The sequence below is a fragment of the Streptomyces sp. NPDC047880 genome, from assembly GCF_040706515.1.
Lineage (GTDB): Bacteria > Actinomycetota > Actinomycetes > Streptomycetales > Streptomycetaceae > Streptomyces.
The window spans coordinates 73372-96823 of the sequence record NZ_JBEZOK010000019.1 but is presented as its reverse complement, the minus strand read 5'-3'; the positions used below and the strand labels follow the sequence as shown (position 1 = coordinate 96823).

At 71.5% G+C, this 23452-nt stretch carries 20 protein-coding genes and 4 pseudogenes; 15 read left to right on the top strand and 9 right to left on the bottom strand.

Features of this window, described 5'->3' with window-relative positions; genetic code table 11:
- Nucleotides 1-75 precede the first annotated feature (75 nt).
- A complete protein-coding gene (locus AB0937_RS26130) occupies nucleotides 76-2001 on the top strand; it encodes a DUF262 domain-containing protein (protein WP_366714614.1) in 1926 nt (641 codons plus the stop codon).
- 209 nt (nucleotides 2002-2210) lie between these two features.
- Here AB0937_RS26130 and AB0937_RS26125 read toward each other — a convergent pair whose 3' ends face one another.
- Complete coding sequence (locus tag AB0937_RS26125) at nucleotides 2211-2882, bottom strand: HD domain-containing protein (RefSeq protein WP_366714613.1); 672 nt, start codon at nucleotides 2880-2882, stop codon at nucleotides 2211-2213.
- A gap of 169 nt (nucleotides 2883-3051) precedes the next feature.
- Here AB0937_RS26125 and AB0937_RS26120 point away from each other — a divergent pair, with 169 nt between their 5' ends.
- The gene (locus tag AB0937_RS26120) at nucleotides 3052-3594 is read left to right on the top strand and encodes a hypothetical protein (RefSeq protein WP_366714612.1); all 543 of its coding nucleotides are present in this window, start codon (nucleotides 3052-3054) and stop codon (nucleotides 3592-3594) included.
- Nucleotides 3595-3627: 33 nt separating this feature from the next.
- Here the strand turns inward: AB0937_RS26120 and AB0937_RS26115 are convergent, their stop codons facing one another.
- Nucleotides 3628-4587 (bottom strand): ATP-binding protein, encoded by a 960-nt coding sequence (locus AB0937_RS26115; protein WP_366714611.1) that lies wholly within the window; start codon nucleotides 4585-4587, stop codon nucleotides 3628-3630.
- A 105-nt stretch (nucleotides 4588-4692) separates the two neighbouring features.
- On the opposite strand from AB0937_RS26115, the pseudogene AB0937_RS26110 reads away from it, so the two are divergent.
- Nucleotides 4693-5202: pseudogene (locus AB0937_RS26110) on the top strand (ABC transporter substrate-binding protein); the annotation flags it as partial.
- A 9-nt stretch (nucleotides 5203-5211) separates the two neighbouring features.
- On the opposite strand, the gene AB0937_RS26105 reads toward AB0937_RS26110, so the two are convergent.
- On the bottom strand, nucleotides 5212-5613 hold the full coding sequence (locus AB0937_RS26105) for a Rid family hydrolase (protein WP_366714610.1): 402 nt from the start codon (nucleotides 5611-5613) through the stop codon (nucleotides 5212-5214).
- A 128-nt stretch (nucleotides 5614-5741) separates the two neighbouring features.
- Between AB0937_RS26105 and AB0937_RS26100 the strand changes: the two genes are divergently transcribed.
- Nucleotides 5742-6122 carry a helix-turn-helix domain-containing protein gene (locus AB0937_RS26100; protein ID WP_366714609.1) on the top strand — a complete coding sequence of 127 codons (381 nt, stop codon included), beginning with the start codon at nucleotides 5742-5744 and terminating at the stop codon, nucleotides 6120-6122.
- A gap of 20 nt (nucleotides 6123-6142) precedes the next feature.
- Here the strand turns inward: AB0937_RS26100 and AB0937_RS26095 are convergent, their stop codons facing one another.
- Nucleotides 6143-6904: a CDP-alcohol phosphatidyltransferase family protein gene (locus tag AB0937_RS26095; protein WP_366714608.1), complete on the bottom strand. Its 762-nt coding sequence runs from the start codon at nucleotides 6902-6904 to the stop codon at nucleotides 6143-6145.
- 108 nt (nucleotides 6905-7012) lie between these two features.
- Here AB0937_RS26095 and AB0937_RS26090 point away from each other — a divergent pair, with 108 nt between their 5' ends.
- The 5 genes and pseudogenes from AB0937_RS26090 to AB0937_RS26070 form a co-directional block, all read left to right on the top strand.
- Entirely contained in the window at nucleotides 7013-8005 is a 993-nt protein-coding gene (locus tag AB0937_RS26090; protein ID WP_366714607.1) for a zinc-binding alcohol dehydrogenase, read from the top strand.
- 158 nt (nucleotides 8006-8163) lie between these two features.
- Nucleotides 8164-8562 carry a 6-carboxytetrahydropterin synthase gene (locus AB0937_RS26085; RefSeq protein ID WP_030843501.1) on the top strand — a complete coding sequence of 133 codons (399 nt, stop codon included), beginning with the start codon at nucleotides 8164-8166 and terminating at the stop codon, nucleotides 8560-8562.
- 29 nt (nucleotides 8563-8591) lie between these two features.
- Nucleotides 8592-9764 carry a glycosyltransferase family 4 protein gene (locus AB0937_RS26080; protein ID WP_366714714.1) on the top strand — a complete coding sequence of 391 codons (1173 nt, stop codon included), beginning with the start codon at nucleotides 8592-8594 and terminating at the stop codon, nucleotides 9762-9764.
- Nucleotides 9761-10885, top strand: a complete 1125-nt coding sequence (locus AB0937_RS26075; protein ID WP_366714606.1) for a class I SAM-dependent methyltransferase — start codon at nucleotides 9761-9763, stop codon at nucleotides 10883-10885. Before AB0937_RS26080 ends, AB0937_RS26075 begins: the two co-directional genes overlap by 4 nt.
- A pseudogene (locus tag AB0937_RS26070) lies at nucleotides 10882-11931 on the top strand (lysylphosphatidylglycerol synthase transmembrane domain-containing protein); the annotation flags it as partial. The gene AB0937_RS26075 and the pseudogene AB0937_RS26070, both read left to right, overlap by 4 nt.
- Before the next feature lie 143 nt (nucleotides 11932-12074).
- Here AB0937_RS26070 and AB0937_RS26065 read toward each other — a convergent pair.
- Complete coding sequence (locus AB0937_RS26065; RefSeq protein ID WP_366714605.1) at nucleotides 12075-12803, bottom strand: creatininase family protein; 729 nt, start codon at nucleotides 12801-12803, stop codon at nucleotides 12075-12077.
- Between the two features lie 41 nt (nucleotides 12804-12844).
- Between AB0937_RS26065 and ribA the strand changes: the two genes are divergently transcribed.
- The 3 genes from ribA to AB0937_RS26050 all read left to right on the top strand — a co-directional run bounded on the left by ribA (nucleotide 12845) and on the right by AB0937_RS26050 (nucleotide 15855).
- The gene (ribA, locus tag AB0937_RS26060) at nucleotides 12845-13504 is read left to right on the top strand and encodes a GTP cyclohydrolase II (protein ID WP_366714604.1); all 660 of its coding nucleotides are present in this window, start codon (nucleotides 12845-12847) and stop codon (nucleotides 13502-13504) included.
- A gap of 142 nt (nucleotides 13505-13646) precedes the next feature.
- Nucleotides 13647-14708 (top strand): saccharopine dehydrogenase, encoded by a 1062-nt coding sequence (locus AB0937_RS26055; RefSeq protein WP_366714603.1) that lies wholly within the window; start codon nucleotides 13647-13649, stop codon nucleotides 14706-14708.
- Entirely contained in the window at nucleotides 14698-15855 is a 1158-nt protein-coding gene (locus AB0937_RS26050; RefSeq protein WP_366714602.1) for a saccharopine dehydrogenase family protein, read from the top strand. The genes AB0937_RS26055 and AB0937_RS26050 overlap by 11 nt, the downstream gene beginning before the upstream one ends.
- Here AB0937_RS26050 and AB0937_RS26045 read toward each other — a convergent pair.
- A complete protein-coding gene (locus AB0937_RS26045) occupies nucleotides 15833-17092 on the bottom strand; it encodes a serine hydrolase domain-containing protein (protein WP_366714601.1) in 1260 nt (419 codons plus the stop codon). The two genes, AB0937_RS26050 and AB0937_RS26045, sit on opposite strands and share 23 nt — an antisense overlap.
- 222 nt (nucleotides 17093-17314) lie before the next feature.
- On the opposite strand from AB0937_RS26045, the pseudogene AB0937_RS26040 reads away from it, so the two are divergent.
- Nucleotides 17315-17724 (top strand): annotated as a pseudogene (locus AB0937_RS26040) (VOC family protein).
- Between the two features lie 91 nt (nucleotides 17725-17815).
- Here AB0937_RS26040 and AB0937_RS26035 read toward each other — a convergent pair.
- The gene (locus AB0937_RS26035; protein WP_366714600.1) at nucleotides 17816-19174 is read right to left on the bottom strand and encodes an MFS transporter; all 1359 of its coding nucleotides are present in this window, start codon (nucleotides 19172-19174) and stop codon (nucleotides 17816-17818) included.
- A 162-nt stretch (nucleotides 19175-19336) separates the two neighbouring features.
- Complete coding sequence (locus AB0937_RS26030) at nucleotides 19337-20002, bottom strand: TetR/AcrR family transcriptional regulator (RefSeq protein ID WP_366714599.1); 666 nt, start codon at nucleotides 20000-20002, stop codon at nucleotides 19337-19339.
- A gap of 142 nt (nucleotides 20003-20144) precedes the next feature.
- Here AB0937_RS26030 and AB0937_RS26025 point away from each other — a divergent pair, with 142 nt between their 5' ends.
- On the top strand, nucleotides 20145-21020 hold the full coding sequence (locus tag AB0937_RS26025) for a shikimate dehydrogenase (RefSeq protein ID WP_366714598.1): 876 nt from the start codon (nucleotides 20145-20147) through the stop codon (nucleotides 21018-21020).
- 14 nt (nucleotides 21021-21034) lie between these two features.
- Nucleotides 21035-22831, top strand: a complete 1797-nt coding sequence (locus AB0937_RS26020; RefSeq protein ID WP_366714597.1) for a TIM barrel protein — start codon at nucleotides 21035-21037, stop codon at nucleotides 22829-22831.
- Here AB0937_RS26020 and AB0937_RS26015 read toward each other — a convergent pair.
- Nucleotides 22818-23450 (bottom strand): annotated as a pseudogene (locus tag AB0937_RS26015) (membrane-associated oxidoreductase); the annotation flags it as partial. The gene AB0937_RS26020 and the pseudogene AB0937_RS26015 sit on opposite strands and share 14 nt — an antisense overlap.
- Between the last annotated feature and the right edge of the window lie 2 nt (nucleotides 23451-23452).

The following is a 23452-nucleotide window of genomic DNA, read 5'->3' as shown; positions in this document are numbered from 1 at the left end:
CTGGACACAAGACGGCAGGCAGAGGCGACAGTTATCGTATGTGCCGTAGATCACTCGCACGGTGAGGGCGGCAGCATGGGGCTGGCAAACGACAAGATCATTACTCAGGTCGAGAACCTGCTGCGGGGCAGTGTCGTCATTCCCTCCATCCAGCGCGACTTCGTCTGGATGCGCCCCGATGTACGTGATCTTTTCGACTCCCTCTACCGGGGCTACCCGGTCGGTGCCCTGCTGTTGTGGAAGACGAATCTGACCGTCCCCTTCAAGACCGCTGCCGTCGTCCAGGCCGACAAGTCGACACATCAGCCTCTGTATCTGCTGGACGGACAACAGCGGTTGACGTCCCTCGCCTGGGTGTACCGGCCGGATTCGAAGGCGGACGGCCGGCTCATCGATCTGCGCTTCGACGTGCGCACCGCGGAGTTCGTCAATCCGAGCGCGGTCCAGGGCAAGGACCCGCTGTTGTTCCGCGTTTCCACCTTGCTGCAGGAGAACGTGCAGTACCACGAAGTGCTCAACGCGGCCGGGGTCGAGTACTCCGCCCCGCACTTCGGCGCGTGGATGCAGCGCCTGCAGAAGGTGCACGACATTCGCAGGCAGGAGATCGCCGTCATCACCTACGAGTCCGACGACTACGAGGAGGTCGCCGAACTTTTCGCCCGCTTGAACAAGGGCGGCAGAAGGCTGTCCAAGGGCGACCTGGTGTACAGCGCGATCGCGGCACGCTGGTCCGAGGGCCTGGACACCATGGACTCCTTCCACCAGGAGCTGCGGGACAGCAACTTCGCCTTGAACAGGGAAGCCGTCCTGCGCCTCACGAGCCTCCTCGCGGGAACAGGCGCCCATCACATCAAGCTCATCGGGGCGGACATGGACGAAGCCGCGCTGAAGGAGGCGTGGCACTCCACGGAGAGGGCGCTGCGCTTCGCCATCGACTTCCTGAAGGGCGAATGTTCGATCCCCCGGTCGGAGATTCTCTCCTCGCCGAACGTCACGATCGTGCCCGCTCTGCTGCTGCACCACCGCGACGGCAAGCTGCGTCCGGGAGAGGCCCAGCTGCTGCGCCGCTGGGTGTACACGGCGATGGCGTTCAGCCACTACTCCCTGCAGGTCGAGGGCAAGCTCGACGCGGAGGCCAGGCTGATCAAGTCGCGCCAGGGCGAAGACCTGTTCGCCGAGCTCATCCGGCGGGCTTCCGGCACCCGGTCGCTGGACAGCGCCCTGCACCCGAGGGATCTGGAGCAGAAGTACTCCACGCACCCCTTCTTCAAGCTGCTCTACATCGCCGCGCTACGGGGCACGGCGCGGGACTGGGCGACCAACATCGCCATCAGTGACCAGCCGATGAACACCGGTGCCACCATCGAGTTCCACCACGTCTTCCCGCGCGCCCGGGTACAGGGGACGTACGCGAAGGAGGAGTGGAACAGCCTGGCCAACCTGGCCTTCATCACCGGCCAGACCAACAAGATGATCTCGGCGAGGCTGCCCTCCCAGTACATGGCGGAGATCGCTTCGGAACGCCTGGCCGAACAGTGGATCCCCGAAGAACCGGAGTTGTGGTCCCTCGACCGCTTCCCCGACTTCCTGGCCGCACGCAGGCGCTCGCTGGCCAATGTCCTCAACGGGCTTCTGGGGCTTCCCCACTACGACGCGCAGGCCTCACACCCGGACACCGACGAGTTGCCCGCCGACGAAGAACTGATCGCGGAGGACCCGACGGCACCCACTTTGATCGGGACGGAAGTCCAAAAGCTGCGGACGGAGCAAGGAGTCGAAATCCACGCGGTCTACGAGGGCCGACGCACCAACGCCTACTACGACCCCTCGTCCCGCACCGTGACGATTCCCTCCGGTCCCGGCCGCGGTGATTACGAGACTCCCAGCGGGGCGGCCGTCGCAGTGGTACAGGCCCTCAACCCACACGTCAATCCGAACCGCAACGGGTGGTCGTTCTGGACGGTCACTGCCACGGGGCTGTTGCTGCAGAGCATTCGATAAGGGTGATTCGGCAAATCCTCACGATGCCGAGTGGTCGAACTGAGCGGTCCTGGTGAGGAGGTCAGCACAAACCCATGACCGGCGGCACTGGCGGATCTGGTCCTGTGGCCGGATCACCCTGCAAGGCTCCGGCCATGGCGCTATGCGAAGCGGTCATTCCCCTCGGCCGTCATTCCGCTGAGTCCTTGTTCCCCAGGTGGGCCCCGTGCTCACGGACTCGGCGGCAGAACGGCAGCTTGGCGGGTTGTCTGCCGCACGGTGCCTCCGAGACCGCCCGCCGCGGTGTCTTCCACCGTCTCGAAGCCCGGCACGCCCCCGGTGAGGTCCGGGTCACCGAACTCCGCGCGCAGCGCATCGAACGCAGTCACCTTGTCCGCGCCGAAGCGGAGGACGTGGGCGGCGAATTCGTCGGGGGCGAGGAACACCGACGGCCGGGACTTGCTGTGGAACTTGTCCGTGTACATCACCAGCCTTTCCTCCTCCGTCACCGCCACGTAGTCGGCGGGAGGGAGGGGAAGGGCCTGGCTGACGATGTCGTGCCGGGTGAGTCCCACCCCGGTGTGGTGGGAGCAGAAGCGGCGGACAGCCTCGGGGAAGCCCTCCGCTTCGAGGATCTCGTGGCCGAGCAGACCGTGCCGGATGTAGTTCCGGTGGTCCAGCCGACCGTCCTCCCCGTAGAGGCGGTAGACGCCGATGTCGTGGAGGAGACAGCCGGCGCGGACCAGTTCGGCGTCGAGGTGGGCGAGGCGGGGCGCGGCAAGGAGCTGCTCGGCGATTCCCCAGACGATCTCGCAGTGGCTGTGGACGAGGGCGAACGCCTCGGTGGTGGGCGCGTACTTCTCGTGCAGCGCCCGGATCTCTGCGGGGTCCGGAATCCTCATCCCAGGAGCGTAACAACCGCTCGTCCGGCTGAGCCGGGAAGTTCCCGCAGCGGTCCTTTTCACGCGAAAGGATGGTGCCTCGGGGAGCGGGCACCTGCCCGGCCCGCGGGCCGTTCGAGCTGGTGACGGGACTTGTCGTCCATTCTCAGCACGATGACGGGGGCACACCATGGGCCTGCACTTCCACCGCAACCCTGACGGCACGACGACGGGGCGCAACGAGGCGAACGGCTTCACCGTGACGCATGCCGACGAAGAAGAGGTGAAGCGGCAGTTGTACGAGGACGCAGGATGGGAGTACACGCCTCCACCGCCGCCCGTCCCGCCCGGGTTCCACCGGTTCTCCTTGGTACACGACGAGTTCCGGGCCTCCGGGTTCGAGGACGAGACGTACGCGGGGCTGCGGGCGCGCCCGCCGGAGGGGTGTGTGCCGGTCGACCGGGGGTGCTTCGCCCTGGAATGCGAACGGCCGGGGAAGACGCTCCTGGACGCCGTCGCCGGCACCGTCGCGGAGGTCCGCCGAGAGCACGGCCTGGTGATGAACAGCCTGGGTGTCGAGAAGCTCCAGGAATGGTTCGACGCGGACAGCAAGAACGGATACGCCGCGAAGATCGTCGCGCACTTGGTGCTCATGGCCGCCGACCGCGCCCGGCTCCTCGGGTACGGACGCAAGGACGTGGTCCGGCTGCTCGATGCCACCGGAATCGAGTAGCCGGAGGGGGAGACACAATGGGTGTGACGCGCCTCAGAGCCGGGCGGCCGGCCCCGGCACGAACTCCGGATCCACTTGAGCGGCCAGGTCTTCGCCCGTACGGGCGTCCGCCCAGGCGTGGACGTTGCGCAGGTGGAACTCGACCGCGTGGCGGTGCAGTCGGTCCCAGTCGCGGACCTCGGCGTCGACCGCCTCGCGCATCACCGCGAGGGCGTGCCGGTTGTGCGGTTCCAGCGACGCCAGTGCGTCCGGGCCGGACCCGGCCCGGCCCTGTTCCGCCGCGCGGATCCAGGGCGAGTGCACCAGGTGCGTCAACAGGTCGTCGCCCACCTGCTCCTTGAGGAAGAGCAGGTCGTCCTCGCCGGTCACCTTGTTGCCGACGACGGCGATCCGGATGCCGAACTGTTCCGCGTGGTCGCGGTACTGGCGGTACACCGAGACACCCTTGCGGGTGGGTTCCGCCACCAGGAAGGTGAGGTCGAAGCGGGCGAACAGGCCCGAGGCGAAGGCATCGGCTCCGGCCGTCATGTCGACCACGACGTACTCGCCGGGACCGTCGACCAGATGCCCGAGGTACAGCTCGACCGCGCCCAGCTTGGAGTGGTAGCAGGCCACGCCCAGGTCGGACTCGTCGAACTCGCCCGTGGCCATGAAGGGGACGCCGCCCGCCCGGCCGACGTGCCGCGCGTGCAGTTCGTCCTCGCCGAGCGGACGCAGGAGGCGGGATCCGCGGCCCGGCGGGGTCGTCTTGATCATCGCTTCGGCGGAGGGGACACGGGGGTTGTCGCCCCGCAGGTAGTCCTTGATCTCGGGCAGGTGCGCGCCCAGCGGAGGGGCGGACTCCTCCTCGCCGCCCAGCGCCTCGGCCAGGTGCTGGTTGATGTCGCCGTCGACGGCGAGGACCGGGGCGCCGGAGCGTGCCAGGTGGCGGGAGAAGAGTGCGGAGAGCGTGGTCTTGCCGCTGCCGCCCTTGCCGACGAACGCGATCCTCACGACGGCCCCACCTTTTTGAAAATGGATGTCATGTGGCTAGGTTTAAGGAGTGATCGTCGCCGCTGTCAAATTGCTTGAGCCAATCGGGGTGTTGCCTTGATGCATGGACGCGCGAAGTCCGCCCGCCCCGACGGCACGCCGGTCACCCTCGCCACCTACGACAACCGGCCCGAGCTTCCCGAGGTCGCCCAAGTCGTGCAACAGCAGCTGAAGGAGGCGGGCTTCAGAGTGAAACTGGAGGTGTGTGAGTACTCACGGCTGGAGGGCGACGCGCTCGCCGGAAAGTTCGACGCGTTCATCGGCGCCCGCAACAGCCTCCTGGACACCGGCGACCCCGTCGGCGTCCTCGGCAGCGACTACACCTGCGACGGCGCCTACAACCTGGCCCGGTTGTGCGACGAGCGGGCCGACCGGGCCGTCGCCGAGGCCGTCGAGACCGACGGCACCGAGCAGCGGCAGGACGCCGCCACGGCCGCCGAGGCCGCGATCCTCGGCACGGACGCGGTCGTGCCCCTGGCCCACCAGCAGATCGTCGCCGGTGTCTCCATCAAGGTCCGGGGCGTGCTGCTCGACCCCTACGAACGGACCCTCGTGGGCGCCGGGACGCGTCGCTGACCGGACGGTTCAGGCGGGCAGCCTCGTGTCGATCACGCAGCTGATCTCGACGAGCTGCCCGGGGAAGGTCAGTTCGGTGACGCCGAGGGCCGTGCTGGCCGGACGGTGGGCGCCGAAGTACGCCCGGTTGCCCTTCGCGACCACCTCGGCATTCCGCACGAGGTCCACCGCGTACAGCGTCTGGGAGACGATCTGGTTGCGGGTGGCGCCGTAATGGGCCAGGACCTTGTCGAGGTTGACGTAGGTCCGGTCGAGCTGAGCGGCGACGTCGTCCTCGGGGTGGAAGGCGCCTGCCTCGTCGAACGAGAGCTGCCCGGAGACGTGGACCAGGTCACCGGACCTGATCGCCTGGGCGTAGCCGAAGTGGCCCTCGGCCGGAATGCCGTGGTCGTAGACGTCGAGCGTGGTCATGGTGCGCGTTCCTTCCGTCGGGCACGGACCGCGGGCACCGGGCCCGTGCTCTCTTGCGGTTACTCGGAAACCGTAGGAGAGTGAACGCCGACCTGGAAGAACGCACTTTTCGGTGACTGGGGAACCAGATGGTGACCAAGCAGATCAGAGACCTGCCCGAGAACGCGGACCTGCGGCGGGCGGACTCCCTGGCCCGGGAGATCTTCTCCGACGTGGCCAACAAATGGGCCCTGTTGATCATCGAGGCGCTCGGGGAACGCACCCTGCGGTTCAGCGAGTTGCGCGACGAGGTCGAGGGCGTCAGCCACAAGATGCTCACGCAGAACCTGCGGATGCTGGAGCGCAACGGCCTGGTGGACCGGAAGGTGCACCCCACCGTGCCGCCCAAGGTCGAGTACACGCTCACCCAGCCGGGACGCGCCCTGCGCGCCACGGTCGACGCGATCTGCGGCTGGACCCATCAGTACCTCGGGCACATCGAGGCGGCCCGAGGGCGCTTCGGCGCCTGACCGGCGAAGCCGGCCGGGCGTCAGCCCGCGACCAGTTCCCGCACCTGGGGGGCGGCCGCCGGCTCCTCGGCCCGCGAGGTCCGGTACAGCCACAGCACGTCCCGCCCGAACGACCAGACCAGCAGGCCCAGAGCCAGGGCCGCCACCGCGAAGTTGGCCGCGTACGGCAGCAGATCGGCGCCCGCCAGGAGCAGCAGCACACCCTGGAGCGCGGCGACGGTCTTGCGGGCGGTGCTCGGCGGGAGCGCGGCGGTCAGCCAGGGCCACACCTTGGCCGCGGCGACGAAGACGTAGCGCATGCCGCCGATCAGCAGCACCCACGGGCCCAGTTGCATCGACACGTACACGCTGAGCACCAGGATCAGGAAGGCGTCGACCTCCATGTCGAAACGCGCGCCCAGCGGGGTCGAGGTACCGGTGCGGCGGGCGACCTTGCCGTCCACGCCGTCGAGGATCAGCGCCACCGCCGTCAGGCCGACGAACAGCGACACCGGCGGTGAACTCTGGAAGGAGTCCGCGACCAGGGCGGTGACCCCGCCGACGAGGGTGGCCCGGCCCAGGGTGACCCGGTTCGCCGCGCCGAACGAGCTCAGCCGGGAGCGGTGCAGGGCCCGGGAGAGCACCGCCCAGGTGGCGATCGCGAACGCGAGACCGCTGAGCCAGCCCGCCGGCCCCATCCCGATCGCCGTACCGATCAGGGCCAGCAGCAGGACCTGCACACCCGCCCCCAGGGCGGTCTCCTGCTGTACGAGCCTCGCGTCGTAAGTGTTGTTCAGGGCCACCGAACACCCTCCGGCCGTGTGACAGAGTCGATCAACGCCGCTACGTTGTGCGCGGCCTGTGCACCCCTCGGTACGCACTCAGCTTCCCGATCGTTCAGGAGGAATTCGATGAAGCACACCGGACGCGCGTTCTGGATCGACTCGCCTGGGCGAGGCGCGGTCCGGGACGTCGCCCTGCCGGCGCCCGGCGAGGGCGAGGTGCTGGTCCGCACGCTGTTCTCCGGCGTCAGCCGCGGCACCGAGACACTCGTCTTCCGCGGCGGCGTCCCCGTGAGCCAGCACACGGCCATGCGCGCGCCCTTCCAGGAGGGCGACTTCCCCGGCCCGGTGAAGTACGGCTACCTCAACGTCGGCGTGGTGGAAGAGGGCCCCGAAGAGCTCGCCGGCCGCACGGTGTTCTGCCTCTACCCGCATCAGACGCGGTACATCGTCCCGGCCTCCGCGGTGACCCCCGTGCCGGACACCGTGCCCGCCGAACGAGCCGTGCTCGCCGGGACCGTGGAGACCGCCGTCAACGCCCTGTGGGACGCCGCACCCCTGGTCGGCGACCGGATCGCCGTGGTCGGCGGCGGCATGGTCGGCTGCTCGGTGGCGGCCCTCCTCGCCCGCTTCCCGGGAGTCCGCGTCCAACTGGTCGACGCCGATCCGTCCCGCGCGAAGATCGCCGAGGCGCTCGGTGTCGGCTTCGCCACCCCCGAGGACGCCGACGGGGAACGCGACCTGGTCGTGCACGCCAGCGCCACGGAAGCGGGCCTCGCGAGGTCCCTGGAACTCCTCACCGCCGAGGGGACCGTCCTCGAACTCAGCTGGTACGGCGACCGGCGGGTGAGCCTCCCCCTGGGGGAGGCCTTCCACTCCCGCAGGCTCGTCATCCGCAGCAGTCAGGTCGGCACCGTCTCCCCGGCCTGCCCGAACCGCACTTACGCCGACCGGCTCGCCGTCGCCCTGGACCTGCTCGCCGACCCCGCGCTCGACGCCCTGATCACCGGCGAATCCCCCTTCGAGAACCTGCCGGAGGTGCTGCCCCGGCTGGCGTCCGGCGAGGTCCCCGCGCTGTGCCACCGCGTCCGTTACGACGAGAACGACGGACGCATCGGCTGACGATTCGTTCCATCCGGTACGAGTTGGTCACAACAAGAGCGCCTGACCTGAGAAAAGACGTATGACAGGCTGAACAAGGGAAGACAACGGGCCGTACTACTCGGCATCCCCGGCACCGAGAGCGGGGAGCAGACGCGCCGCACCTGGAGGGTCGTCCGTTGTTCAGCATCACCGTCCGCGATCACATCATGATCGCCCACAGCTTCCGTGGCGACGTCTTCGGACCGGCGCAGCGCCTGCACGGGGCCACGTTCCTCGTGGACGCCACGTTCCGGCGCGAACAGCTGGACGAGGACAACATCGTCGTCGACATCGGGCTCGCCACGCAGGAACTGGGCGCGGTCGTCAGCGAGCTGAACTACCGCAATCTCGACAACGAGCCCGACTTCGCCGGAGTCAACACCTCCACGGAGTTCCTGGCCAAGGTCATCGCCGACCGGCTCGCCGAGCGCATCCACAAGGGGGCGCTGGGCGAGGGCGCCAAGGGCATCGCGGGCCTCACCGTCACCCTGCACGAGTCGCACATCGCCTGGGCGAGTTACGAGCGTGCGCTGTGACCGACACGACCGTCGAACGGCCCGAACACATGGGTCCGGCACCGGCACGGCTGAATTATGTTCCCGTGCAGCACGCTTCCCTGAAGAACGCCGAGATCATCCCCATGTCCCTGCGCACCGTGCACTTCGTACTGCCGGGCGGCATCGACGACCCGACGGCACCCAGCGGCGGCAACGCCTACGACCGGCGCGTGTGCCTGGACCTGCCCGGCTTCGGCTGGCAGGTGACCAAGCACGCCGTGGCCGGTGACTGGCCCCGGCCCGGGGCCCGAGACCGTACGGAACTGGCCCGCGCCCTGGCCGCCCTGCCCGACGGCTCCGTCGTGCTCCTCGACGGACTGGTGGCCTGCGGCGTACCGGAGATCGTGGTCCCCGAGGCGGAACGCCTGCGCATGGCCGTCCTCGTCCACCTCCCGCTCGGCGACGAGACGGGACTGGACGCGGCGGTCGCCGCCGAACTGGACGCCAAGGAACGGACGGTGCTGCGGGCGGTGCCGGCGGTGATCGCCACCAGTGACTGGGCCGTCCGCCGCCTGGTCTCCCACCACGGCCTTCCCCCCGAGCGGGTCCACGTCGCCGCCCCCGGCGCCGACATCGCGCCGCTCGCGCCCGGGACCGACGGGGTGTCGCGCCTGCTGTGCGTGGCCGCCGTGACCCCGCGCAAGGGCCAGCACCGGCTGGTGGAGGCACTGGCCGCGGTGAGCGACCTGCCGTGGAGCTGCGTGTGCGTCGGCTCGCTCACCCAGGACCCGGAGTACGTCGACCACCTGCGGTCCCTCATCGCGGAGCACGGCCTTCAGGACCGGCTGGAGCTGGCCGGCCCCAAGTCCGGCCCCGCGCTCGACGCCGCCTACGCCACCGCCGACCTGATGGTCCTCACCTCCTACGCGGAGACCTACGGCATGGCGGTGACCGAGGCACTGGCCCGGGGCATCCCGGTGCTGGCCACGGACGTGGGCGGGCTGCCCGAGGCGGTCGGCCGCGCGCCCGACGGCGGGATGCCCGGCATCCTCGTCCCGCCGGAGAACTCCGCCGCGATCGCCGTCGAACTGCGCGGCTGGTTCGGCGAGGCGGACGTACGACGCCGCCTGAAGGGCGCCGCCCGCAGCCGCCGTGCCGCCCTCGACGGCTGGGCGACGACCGCACAGAGCCTGGCGGCGGTACTGCGCCGGCTCCCCACCGAACCCCGGAGGGCCGCATGACGAACCCGACGACGACCCAGCAGAGCGGGGCGATCCCGGCACAGCCCGGGCCGAGGGAGGCCACGAGCGTGACGGACGGCGTGACGACGGGCGGGACGCCCGGCCCGGGGCAGACCGCCGCAGCGGGCACCGCGGGCGCGGTGGCCGGCGGGCCCGCGGGAACCCCCGGCCCGGCCGCCGGCGCGGAGTTCGTTCCGGGGTACGCCCCGGATGCCGTCATCCCCGGCGCCGGACCCAGCGGCAGGCCCGGCGCGCGGCCGACCGTCAAGCTGCGTGAAGCCAACCCGGAGGACCCGCCCCGGTACGCGCCGGAATGGCTGGAGCTGCGGGAGCCGGCCGACGCCGCGGCACGGGCGCACGACCTGCTCGACACGCTGCGCATCCGGCTCGCCAACCTGCCGGGCAAGTCGGGCGTCGTCATCCACGACCTGGGCTGCGGCACCGGCTCGATGGGCCGCTGGCTCGCGCCCCGACTCGACGGCGCCCAGCACTGGATCCTGCACGACCGCGACCCCTACCTGCTGCACTTCGCCGCCGTCTCGTCCCCGCGCTCGGCCGCCGACGGCAGCCGGGTCACGGTGGAGACGCGGCGCGGTGACGTCGCCCGCCTCACCCCGGACGCCCTCCAGGGCGCGTCCCTGGTGACGGCGTCCGCCCTGCTGGACGTCCTCACGCGCGAGGAGATCGGCACGCTCGCCGCCGCGTGTGCCGGAGCCGGGTGCCCCGCCCTGCTGACGCTGTCCGTCGCCGGGCGCGTGGAACTGACCCCGTCCCACCCGCTGGACGCGGAGATCGCCCAGGCGTTCAACGACCACCAGCGCCGCGACGGTCTGCTCGGACCCGACGCGGTCACCGTGGCGGCCGAGGCGTTCTCCGAGCACGGCGCGACCGTACGGCTGCAGCCGAGCCCCTGGCGGCTCGGACCCGAGCAGGCCGCACTCACCGAGCAGTGGCTGCGCGGCTGGGTCGGCGCCGCCGTCGAGGTGCGCCCCGAACTGCGGGCCGAGGCCGACGTCTACCTCAGCAACCGGCTGAAGGCCTGCGCCGCGGGCGAGTTGCGCGTCACCGTCCACCACGTCGACCTGCTGGCCCTGTCCCGCCCGGCGGGCGGAGCGTCATGAGCCCCCAGGCGACGGGAACGCGCCCGCGCACCACGCTCACGGAGCAGCCCGGGCCGCCCGCGACCGCCGGCGGCACCCGTCTGCCCGCGCCCTCCGGCCCGGCGGACACGGCCGTGCCGCACCCGGCTGTGAGCGACGGCAGCGAGCCCGCCGCCTCGACCCCGTCCAGCCCCACCCGGACAACCGAAGCTCCGGCGAACCGTGTCCGTACGGCCCTGGCCCGTCTCGGCTCCTCCAAGGTCCGTACGCACCTCGGCACGTTCGCCGGAATCGCCATCCTGGGTGTGCTGTTCTGGCGACTGGGAACCGGCGTCTTCCTGGACGGACTGCGGCGGATCGACGCGGCGTCGCTGCTGCTCGCGCTCGGCATCGGGCTCGTCACCACTGTGTTCAGCGCGTGGCGGTGGGCGCTCGTGGCGCGGGCACTCAGGATCCGCCTGCCCTTCGGGCCGGCCGTCGCCGACTACTACCGCGCGCTGTTCCTGAACGCGGCCCTGCCCGGCGGCGTCCTCGGCGACGTGCACCGGGCCGTGCGGCACGGGCAGAGCGAGGGAGACCTGCGGCGGGGCGTGAAGGCCGTCGTCCTCGAACGGACGGCCGGCCAGATCGCGTTGTTCGCCGCCGGGGCCGTCGTCCTGCTGACCATGCCGTCCCCGGTGCTGGCCGAGGCCCGGCACATCGCAGCGCCCACGGCCCTGGCGGCCCTGGGCGCACTCGCCGTCGTCCTCGCCCTGCGCATGAACCGTTCGGCACCCTCCCGCCGGGGCCGCAGGCTGCGCGCGTTCCTCGCCGAGGCCCGCGAAGGGCTGCTGTCGCGACGGAACGGGCCCGGAGTGGTTGTCTCCTCCCTGGTGGTGCTGGCAGGTTACGTCGCGATGTTCGTACTCGCCGCCCGGGTCGCCGGGACCGCCGCCTCCGTGGCCGTCCTGCTGCCCCTCGCCGTCCTCGCCCTGCTGGCGATGGGCCTGCCGCTGAACGTCGGCGGCTGGGGCCCCCGGGAGGGCGTCACCGCCTGGGCGTTCGGCGCGGCGGGTCTGGGCGCCGGCCGGGGGCTCGCCGTCGCGGTGGTCTACGGGGTGCTCAGCCTCGTCGCCAGCCTGCCCGGCCTGATCGTGCTCGTCGCCCGCTGGTACGCGGGCCTGCGGGCCGGGGCCCGGACCCCTCCCGGGGCCCCGGCGCCGCAGGGTGACTACGCGTCGGAGGTCAGCATCGAGAAATACGCCCCGAAGGAATCCGCCAGGCTCGCCAGGAGTTCCTTCCCCTTTTCCGCCGAACCCAGTGAAGGACGGCCGATGACACCGGAATCGGTATAGCCGGACATGCCGAGGGTGAGCAGATGACGCCGGTCGTCAGCGACGAAATCGGAAGTCTCATAACCGGGTCGGAGCATTTCTGGATGAGCGTGCAGAAGGATGGAGGTCTCGATTTCCCCCGCATGCATGTCGGTGAGCAGCGAGGTGACCACACCCGCCCGCTCGCGCGCCGCCTCCCAGTCCTCCGCGGCCGGGAAGAGCGCCATCCGCTCGCCGCGCGCGGAGGATTCCTGAACCACGTTGCCCAGCACGTAGTTGCCGCCGTGCCCGTTGACCACCACCAGGGCGTCGACGCCGGACCGGCGCAGCGAAGCCGCAATGTCCCGTACCACCGCATGAAGGGTCGCCGAGGAGATGCTGACGGTCCCCGGCCAGGCCGCGTGTTCGTGCGAGCACGAGATCGTCACCGGAGGAAGGAGGTGCACCGGGTACGCGCCGGCTATTTCCCGCGCGACGGCACAGGCGACGAGCGTGTCGGTCGCCAGCGGGAGATACGGACCGTGCTGCTCGAAGCTCCCCACGGGAAGCACCGCGACCTGCCGTGAGACACCGGAGCCCCGCGTCCGTACGTCTTCCGTGGTGTCCGCCGGCACCAGATCACTCATATCGTCACGGCCTTTCGTCTCTGCTTAGGAACTCGAGAATCATGACAGACAACATTGGCGTACTCGGCAAGAAGGCACCGCAGCGGACCGGCGTGGAACGCGTCGTGAATGCCCCCTTGCCCACCGTGTACGGGAAATTCCAGGCGATCGGCTACATGGACCACGACCGCGGCGACGAACAGGTCGCGCTGGTCTACGGCGAGATCGGCCCGGACGACGTCCTCATCCGGCTGCACTCGGAGTGCCTGACGGGCGACGCCTTCGGCTCCCAGCACTGCGAGTGCGGAGATCAGCTCGACGCCGCCCTGCGCGCGGTCGTCTCCGAGGGCGCGGGCATCGTGGTCTACCTCAGAGGGCATGAAGGCCGTGGCATCGGCCTGCTCGCCAAGCTGCGCGCGATGGCCCTGCAGGCGGAGGGCCTGGACACCGTCGAGGCGAACCTCGCTCTCGGCCTGCCCGTCGACGCCCGCGACTACGGTGTCGCCGCCCGGATCCTCGACGACCTGGGCGTGCGGTCCGTGCGCCTGATGTCCAACAACCCGCGCAAGCGCGAGGCCCTGGTGGACCACGGCATCACGGTCGCCGAGCAGGTGCCGCTGCTGATCCCGCCGTGCGAGAACAACATCACCTATCTGCGCACCAAGCGGGAACGCCTCGACCACCACCTGCCCCACCTGGACGCGGTGGTCAGCTCCTCCTGATCACTCGACCGGCTCCGGCTCCCCGACGTGACCTGGGCGGATCGGTGCGCGACCCGAAGACGGGCCGCGTACGCTTCGTGGACGTCCGCCCCTTGAGCGTCGGCCCCCAGCGGCCGACGCCTCACGCCGGAGGCCCACTGGTATGACCGAGCTCCATCTGTGGCTGCGCCACGAGGCCCGCACGACCGAGCGACGCACTCCGATCGTCCCCGACGACGCCCGGCGGCTCGTCGGGGACGGAGTGGAACTGACCGTCGAGGAGTCCCCCCAGCGGGTCTTCCCGATCGAGGAGTACGAGGCGGCCGGCTGCCGGGTCGCATCCGCGGGCTCCTGGGTGACGGCGCCGCGGGACGCAGTCGTGCTGGGGCTGAAGGAACTGCCCGGCGAGCCGGGCGAGCTGACGCACCGGCACGTCTTCTTCGGCCACGCCTACAAGAACCAGCCCGGAGCGGCGGAGCTGCTGGGCCGGTTCGCCGCCGGTGGCGGGGCGCTGTACGACCTGGAGTACCTGGTGGACGGCACCGGGCGGCGCCTGGCCGCCTTCGGTTTCTGGGCCGGCTACCTGGGCGCCGCCCTCGCCGTGCTCCGGCACCGCGGCCGGCTCCGGGCGCCCCTGGCCCCCACCACCAAGGAAGACCTGGACGAGACGCTGAAGCCCGCCGCCGACGACGCCGATTTCAGCGGGCTCGTCATCGGCGCCCTGGGCCGCAGCGGCCGCGGCGCCCGCGCCGCCTTCGCCACCGCAGGTGCCGACCCGACCTGCTGGGACCTCGCCGAGACGCGCGACCTCGACCGCCCCGCCCTGCTGCGGCACGACGTGATGGTCAACGCGGTGCTCGCCACCACCCCCGTCCCGCCCTTCCTGCGCGATCAGGACCTGGACAGCCCCGACCGCCGTCTGCGCACCCTGTGCGACGTGACCTGCGACGTCGGCTCCCCGCTCAACGTCCTGCCGGTGTACGACGACACCACCTCCTGGGACGAGCCGGTGCGCCGGCTGCGCGACGAGCCCCCGCTCGACCTGATCGCCATCGACAACCTGCCCTCCCTGCTGCCGCTGGAGTCGAGCACCGACTTCTCGGCCGCACTGCTGCCCCACCTGCGCGACTTCGGCGTCTCCGGGCCCTGGGGGCGCTGCCTGGACCGGTTCCGTGAGGCGTCCCGCGCCCACGGCCTCGACAAGGGGGAGTCCCGTGACCGGTGAACCGGCACCGGCGAGCGGCACCGTCCACTGGATCGGCGCCGGCCTGTCCACGGGCAGCGGTCTCGCCGCGCTGTGCGACACCGCCGAGCGTGTACGGCTCTGGCACCGCACCGAGAACCGCGCCGCCGACGCCCTGGGCCGGCTGGGCCTGACCGGACGGGCCGAGCCCCGCGCGTACACGCGGTCCGCGCTCGCCGCCGAACTCGCCCCGGGCGACGTCGTCGTGTCGATGCTGCCCGCGCCGGAGCACGCTCCGCTCCTCGCCGAGTGCGTGCGTCGGGGAGCGCACTTCGCGTGCTCCAGCTATGTGTCCCAGGCGGTGCTGGAGCAGGTGCCCGACGCCGGGAAGGCCGGGCTGGTCGTCCTCACCGAGGCCGGGCTCGACCCGGGCATCGACCACCTGTTCGCCCACGCCCTGGTCGCCCGGGCCCGGGAGTCGATCGGTGAGGGGACGCCCGCGACGTACACCTTCACGTCGTACTGCGGCGGAGTCCCGGCCGTGCCGAACGACTTCACGTACCGCTTCAGCTGGGCCCCCGCCGGTGTCCTCAACGCCCTGCGCTCCCCGGCTCGTTACCTGGAGGGCGGTGCGGAGACGGTCGCCGAGCGGCCCTGGGAGGCGACCCGGCGGCACGTCGTCGAAGGGGAGACCTTCGAGGTCTACCCCAACCGCGACAGTGTCCCGTTCGTCGCGCAGTACGGGGTGCCGGACGCCTGGACGCCGCGGACGTTCGTGCGGGGCACCCTGCGTCTGGAGGGCTGGCTGCGTGCCTGGGACGGCGTCTTCGAGGAACTGAGAACCGGTGACGACACCCGGATCGCCGCCCTGGCCCGAGAGCTGGCCGCCGCCTACCCCACCACGGACGACGACCGCGACCGGGTCGTCCTGGCCGTGTCGCTGGACGTGAGCGCCGAGTCGGGGCCGACATGGCGGGGCGGCTACCTCCTCGACCTGGTGGGCGACGCCCAGGAGAGCGCGATGGCCCGGTGCGTCTCACGGACCCTCGCCCTCGGTGTCCGGCACATCCTGGACGGCTCCCTGCCGCCCGGCCTGAACCGCGCGGCGGAGACGGCCGCCCGGTCCGGGCAGTGGCTGCGTGAACTGGCGCAGGAGGGAGTGGAGTTCACCCTGCGGGTGGACCGCTAGCGGACATCCGGTCCGTCAGGGCCTCGTGGACCAGCCGCTTGAGGTCCTTGAAGACCGTGTGGGACGTCCTGGGCCGCACCTGTGTCATGAACTGCACCGTCAGGTCGCGGCCCGGATCGACCCAGAACGTCGTCGTGGCCACCCCGCTCCAGCCGAAGGCGCCGAGCCCGGAGGGGACCTGGGTGCGGGACGGATCGATCACGACAGAGCAGTTGAGGCCGAAGCCGACTCCCTCGTTGCCGGGCTCGTCGTGGGCGGGGCGGCTGCCGAAGGCCCGCAGGTCGACGCCGCCGGGAAGGTGGTTGCGGGTCATCAGGTCCACCGTCTCCGGGCCGAGCAGCCGCACGCCGTCGAGCTCGCCCCGGCGGCGCAGCAGTTCCATGAAGCGGTGGTAGTCGTGGGCCGAGCACACCAGGCCGCCGCTGCCCGACAGGAACCGCGGCCGGCCGTGCAGCGGCAGCCCCGCGATCGGCTCGATGCCGCCGCCCTCCCGCTCCCCGTACATCTCGGCGAGCCGGGGCGTCTGGGCGTCCGTGACGTGGAAGCCCGCGTCCGTCATGCCGAGCGGCCCGAAGATCCGCTCGGCGCAGAACGCGTCGAGCGGCTGCCCCGACACGACCTCGATGATCCGGCCGAGGACGTTGCTCGCGACCGAGTAGTTCCACTCCGTGCCCGGCTCGAACTGCAGCGGCAGGCTCGCGTACACATCGATGGTCTCGGCCAGGTCCGCGCCCGGTGGCACCGACGACTCCAGGCCGGCTGCGCGGTAGAGGGCGTCGACGGGGTGGGTGTGGTAGAAGCCGAAGGTCAGACCCGAGGTGTGGGTCATCAGGTGCCGGACGAGTATCGGGCCGCCGGCCGGGCGGGTCTCCACGTCGGCCCCGGAGCCGCCGACGTAGACCCGCGGGTCGGCGAAGGCCGGCAGGTGGTCGGCGACCGGGTCGTCCAGCGACAGCCGCCCCTCCTCCACCAGCAGCAGCGCGGCGACCGCGGTGACCGGTTTCGTCATGGAGTAGACCCGCCACAGCGTGTCGGGCTCGACCGGCAGCCCGGCCGCTACGTCGCGCAGGCCGTGTGCCGTGAGGTGGGCGACGCGCCCGGACCGGGCGACGGACACGAGGAAGCCCGGCAGACGCCCCTCGTCGACCAGCCGGGCGAAGGTCCGGTCCAGCCGGTCCAGCACCCGCGGATCCAGCCCGGCCTCACCCGGATCGACCTCTTGTCGCAGCTGTGCCATGGCTCTTCTCCCGTCGCGCTGGTCGAGGTGAGATCCGGCATACCCCGCCCGGACCGCCTCAGACCCCATGGTGGCGCAGGAACGGCTCGTGATCGCGGGCGAACGCGTGAGCGGGGGTCTTAGGGCGCGGGACGCAGGACCGATGGCCGATGGTCCCGGCGGCGGCCGGGTTCCTGGGCTCGGGGCGCCGCCGAAGTCAGGACGCCAGAAGAAGAGGTCGCGATGCCCGTGAACGGTCGCAGCCACATCCGTATCGCCCGTCCCTCCAGAGACCTCGCGGCGGCCGAGCGGTTCTGGGGCTCCGGGCTCGGACTGGGCGTGCTGTGGCGCGCCGAGGGCGGCGAGCCCGGGGAGCACGACCTGGTGATGCTGGGCTGGCCCGACGCCGACTGGCACCTGGAACTCGTGCACGAGCCGGCCCGCCCGGTCGAACCCCGCCCCCACGGAGGAGGACCTGCTGGTCCTCTACGTGGACGGCCCGGTCCCGGACGATCTGGTCGCCCGGCTGGAGGAGCACGGCGGCACGAGGGTGGTGTCCCCCAACCCCTACTGGAAACGAGTGGGGGATCACCGTAGAGGACCCGGACGGCTACCGCCTGGTCCTGTGCCGAAGGGCGTGGTCCAACAGGTGACGCTGGGCAAAGCCCCGTAAGGGCGCGGGGAACTGCGCGACCAGCCCCCACGCGCCCGCGCCCGCGCCCGTACCGGCACCCGCGCGAGCCCTCAGGCCGTCACCTTCTCCGGCTGCACGGCCCCGAGTTCGCCGCGTTCCCCCAGCGACTCCGCAGGAACCCGGTGGGTCTCCCGCGCCGACAGCGCCGCGATCACCGGCGGTACGCACAACGCCGCCGTGAACAGCGCCACCGCCGACCAGTCGTCGCCCGCCGGTCCCGCGATCCGTGCCGCGAACGTCACCGCGAACCCGGCCGCCGCGAACCCGAGTTGCGTGCCGATGGCCACGCCGGAGAGCCGGACGCGGGTCGTGAACATCTCACCGTAGAAGGCGGGCCACACGCCGTTCGCGGCGCTGTAGACGACGCCGAAGCAGATGACGCCCGTGAGGAACGTCAGCGGGTAGGAGCCCGTGGAGACCGCCCACAGGTACAGGAACATCGTCACCGCGCTGCCGGCCGCGCCGATCAGGAACACCGGGCGGCGCCCGATCCGGTCGGACAGTGTCGCCCACAGCGGGATCGCGGCGAGCGCGACGACGTTGGCCAGGGCACCCACCCACAGCATGGCCGTACGCGACATGCCGACCGTGTCGCTGGTGGCGTACGCCAGCGCCCACACCGTGAAGATCGTGCTGACCGAGGCGATCAGCGCGCCTGCGATCACCCGCAGGACATCGGCCCAGTGCTCGCGGAGCAGGATCACCAGGGGCAGCTTGGCCACACCCGCCTCGGCGGCCTGCCGGGCGAAGGCCGGCGTCTCGTCCAGCTTGCGGCGGATGACGTAGCCGACGACGGCGACCGCGACGCTCAGCCAGAACGGCAGCCGCCAGCCCCACGACAGCAACTGGTCCTCGGGCAGCGCGGCGACGGGGATGAAGACCAGGGTCGCCAGGAGCTGGCCACCTTGTGTGCCGCTGAGGGTGAAGCTGGTGAAGAAGCCGCGCCGGCCCGGTGGCGCGTGTTCCAGCGTCATGGAGTTGGCGCTGGCCTGCTCGCCCGCCGCCGAGATGCCCTGGAGCACCCGGCACAGCACCAGCAGGGCCGGGGCGAGAGCGCCGACCTGGTCCCGGGTGGGCAGACAGCCGATGAGGAACGTCGACAGGCCCATCAGCATCAACGTGAAGACCATGATTTTCTTGCGGCCGACCCGGTCACCGAAGTGCCCGAGCACCAGCGCGCCGAGCGGGCGGGCGGCGTAGGCGACACCGAACGTGGCGAGTGACAGCAGGGTCGCCGTGGCCGGATCGGACGCGTCGAAGAACACCTCGGGGAAGATCAGCGCGGCGGCGCTGCCGTAGATGAAGAAGTCGTAGTACTCCAGGGCGCTGCCGATCCAGGCGGCGGTCGCGGCTTTCCTGGGCTGACCGGGCGGGGCTGCGGATCCTTCGGGCATGGCGGGGACGGACACGGCGGCTCCTAGGGGGCTCCGCCCGAGGCGGAGGGAGAAGAACGGCGAACGGTCGGGGCGTGCCGGATCGCGGCTAATTAACCCACTGGGTAGTTAGTAGGGGATGGCCAGTGATGCTCCGCCCGTGTACCGCCGGTGTCAAGGGGTGCGGAGCCGGGTCGTTCAGCGTGGGGTGCGCTCCGCCGTCAGGTACGCGATCACCATGTCGCCCAGCATCGCGCGGTAGTGCGCGCGCTGCGTCTCGTCGAGCAGGTCACGGCCGAACAGTGCCCCGAAGGTGTGCCGGTTGGCGACCCGGAAGAAACAGAAGGAGGAGATCATCGCGTGCAGGTCGACGGCGTCGACGTCGGCCGTGAACAGGCCCGACTCCCGGCCCGACGCCAGGATCCGGCGGATCACGTCCAGGGCCGGGGAGCCGATCTTCCCCAGCTTCTCGGAGGCGGCGATGTGCTGCGCCTCGTGGATGTTCTCGATGCTGACCAGGCGGATGAAGTCGGGGTGCTGCTCGTGGTGGTCGAAGGTCAGCTCGGCCAGCCGCCGGATGGCCGCCACCGGATCCAGGTGGTCGACGTCGAGCTGCTGCTCGGCCTCCCGGATCACGCCGTACGCGCGCTCCAGCACGGAGGTGAACAACTGCTCCTTGCCGCCGAAGTAGTAGTAGATCATCCGCTTCGTGGTGCGGGTGCGGGCGGCGATCTCGTCGACCCGGGCGCCGTCGTAGCCGGCCCGGGCGAACTCCTGGGTGGCGACGTCGAGGATCTCGGCCCGGGTGCGGGCGGCGTCACGGATGCGCTCGCCGGATCGTGCCGGTTCTTCGACGCTGGTCATCAGTTTCCTTCGGGCGGAGGGGCCGGTGCCGGTGATTCTAGAAGGAGGCGCCCGTTGACCCGCCGGGCCTTCCGGAGGCCGCCCTCGGCTGATATAGCTAACGTACTGGTTCGTACATTAGTGAGCCGCCCGGGAGGCGTGTGTGCCCAAGGAGTCCTTTCTCGTCGGACTGATCGGTTCCGGCATCGGCCCGTCACTCAGTCCGGCGCTGCACGAGCGGGAGGCCGACTGCCAGGGCCTGCGCCTGGTGTACCGGCGGATCGACATCGACACCCTCGGCGTGCCGCCCGAGGCGGTGGGCGATCTGCTGCGGGCCGCCCGCGCCCTGGGCTTCGACGGACTCAACATCACGCATCCCTGCAAGCAGCTCGTCATCGAGCACCTGGACGCGCTCGCGCCACAGGCAGAGGCGCTGGGCGCGGTGAACACGGTCGTGTTCGAGGACGGCCGCGCGGTCGGCCACAACACGGACGTCACCGGCTTCGCCGCGTCGTTCGCGCGCGGACTGCCCGACGCGCCGCTGGAACGGGTCGTGCAGCTGGGGGCCGGTGGTGCCGGCGCGGCCGTCGCCCACGCCATGCTCACCCTCGGCGCCGGGCGGATCACCGTCGTCGACGCCCTGCCCGAGCGGGCAGCGGCCCTGGCCGGCTCCCTGAACCGGACCTTCGGACAGGGCCGTGCGGCCGCCGCGCCGCCCGACCGGCTTGCCCGGCTGCTCGCGCACGCCGACGGCATCGTGCACGCCACGCCCACCGGCATGGCCGCCCACCCCGGCCTGCCCCTGCCCGCAGAGCTGCTCCACTCCGGGCTGTGGGTGGCCGAGGTGGTCTACCGCCCGCTGGAGACCGAGCTGCTGCGGACCGCCCGCGCCCTGGGCTGCGCCACCCTCGACGGCGGCGGCATGGCCGCTTTCCAGGCCGCCGACGCGTTCCGCCTGTTCACCGGCCGGGAACCCGGCGCCGCGCGGATGCTGGCGGACCTGACCGAACTGGCCGGGGCCGTCGGAGCTCCGAACTAGAGAGAGGTACCGACGTGCGTACGTCCATCGCCACCGTCTCCCTCAGCGGCTCCCTCACCGGGAAACTCGACGCCGCCGCCCGGGCCGGCTTCGACGGGGTGGAGATCTTCGAGAACGACCTGCTGGCCTGCCCCCTCGCCCCCGAGGACATCCGCGCCCGCTGCGCCGACCTCGGGCTCCGCATCGACCTCTACCAGCCGATGCGGGACATCGAGGCCGTCCCCGAGGCGGAGTTCGCCCGGAACCTGCGGCGGGCCCGGCACAAGTTCGAGCTGATGCGCCGGCTCGGCGCCGACACCGTTCTCGTCTGCTCCAGCGTTTCCCCGCAGGCGGTCGACGACGACGCCCTCGCCGCCGAGCAGCTCACCCGGCTCGCCGATCTCGCACAGGAGTCGGGCATCCGGGTGGCCTACGAGGCGCTCGCCTGGGGGCGGCACGTCAGTACGTACGACCACGCCTGGCGCATCGTCGAGACGGCCGGTCACCCCGCGCTCGGCACCTGCCTGGACAGCTTCCACATCCTCTCGCGCGGCTCGGATCCCAAGGGCATCGCGGACATCCCCGGCGAGAAGATCTTCTTCCTCCAGCTCGCCGACGCCCCGCTGCTGGCCATGGACGTCCTGCAGTGGAGCCGCCACTACCGCTGCTTCCCCGGCCAAGGCGGCTTCGACGTCGCCGGGTTGGTGCGCCAGGTGCTGGCCACCGGCTACGACGGCCCGCTCTCCCTGGAGGTCTTCAACGACGTGTTCCGGCAGGCCGATGCCGGTCCGACCGCCGTCGACGCCCGGCGCTCCCTGCTGGTCCTCCAGGAGACGGTGGGGAGGGCACCGCTGCCCGACCCCGTCGTCCCCACCGGCGTCGCCTTCGCCGAGCTGGTCACACCCGACGCCGAGCCCCTCGCCGCCCTGCTCGGCGCCCTGGGCTTCACCCGCACCGCCCGCCATCGCGGCAAGCCCGTCGCCCTGTGGGAGCAGGGCGACGCCCGCGTCCTGGTCAACACCGGGACCGCGGTCCGCCGCGACGGCACCCGGCTCGCCGCGATCGGGCTGGAGTCACCGGACCCGGCCGGAGCCGCCCGGCGGGCCGAGGCACTGCTCGCGCCCGTACTGCCGCGCCGCCGCGCGCCGCAGGACGCCCCGCTGGACGCGGTCGCCGCCCCCGACGGCACGGAGCTGTTCCTCTGCGCCACCGGACGCCCGGAACTGCCCGACTGGCGGGCCGACTTCGAGAACACGGGCGTGCCCCCGGCGCAGGCCGGCATCCGGGGCATCGACCACCTCGCCCTCACCCAGCCCTGGCACCACTTCGACGAGGCGGCCCTCTTCCACCGGGGCGTGCTCGGCCTGCACGCCCAGGAGAGCGTGGACGTCGCCGACCCCTACGGTCTGCTGCGCAGCCGGGCCGTCACCAACCCCGACGGCAGCGTCCGGATCGCCCTCACCGTCGGCGCCGCGCCCACCGACGACACCGTCCACGCCCAGCACATCGCCCTGGCCACCGACGACGTGGTCGCCGCGGCCCGCCGGTTCCGCGAGGCGGGCGGCAGCCTGCTGCCGGTGCCCGCGAACTACTACGACGACCTCGCCGCCCGCTTCGAGTTCGCCGACGGCGAGCTGGAGACCTACTGCGACCTCGGCATCCTCTACGACCGCGACGCCCACGGCGTCTTCCGCCACTGCTACACCCGCACCGTCGGCCGGGTCTTCTTCGAACTCGTCCAGCGGGACGGCGGCTACCGGGGATACGGCGCCGCGAACGCCCCGGTGCGGCTGGCCGCGCAGCACACGGCACGGGCGCTCACTGGCGGCTGACGGTCCGGGTGATGCCGGTGACGACGGTGGTGGCGAGGATCCAGCCCGTGAGCACCAGGGTGTAGGAGAGCCACTGGTAGCCGTCGGTGGGGGCGAACGCGGCCTCCTGTCCGAAGGAGATCACCGGCAGCAGCAGGTCGAGGGTGTAGAACACCGGGTTGAACTGCGGTGCCTCGTCCGCCTTCAGCGGCGCGGGGTGGTGCAGTGCGTAGGCGAGCGAGCCGACCGCGAGCAGGGACACCAGCCATCCCGCGGCCCGCAGGGGGCGGAAGCCGTAGCCGACGGTGGCGTCCTGCACATGGCCCCACAGCCGGCCGTACCAGGGCAGGGTGCCGCGGCGGCGGCGCTGCTTGGCGAGCTGGACCAGGCGGGCGGCGGGGTCGTCGCCGATCCTGCGGTAGGCGGCGGTCAACTGCTCGTAGGCGTGCGGGACATAGCCCTCGCCGTCCCGCTCCAGCCTCGCCAGGCGTCGCTCGGCGGGCTCGTGCGGGGTGAGGGAGGTGTAGACGAGGCTGTTGAGCAGGACCTCGCCCGGGACCGCCTCCGGCTCCAGGAACAGCACGTCCATCTGGGCGCGCCGCAGATTGAGGGTGCCCTCCATGGGAGGGCCCTTGCGCATGT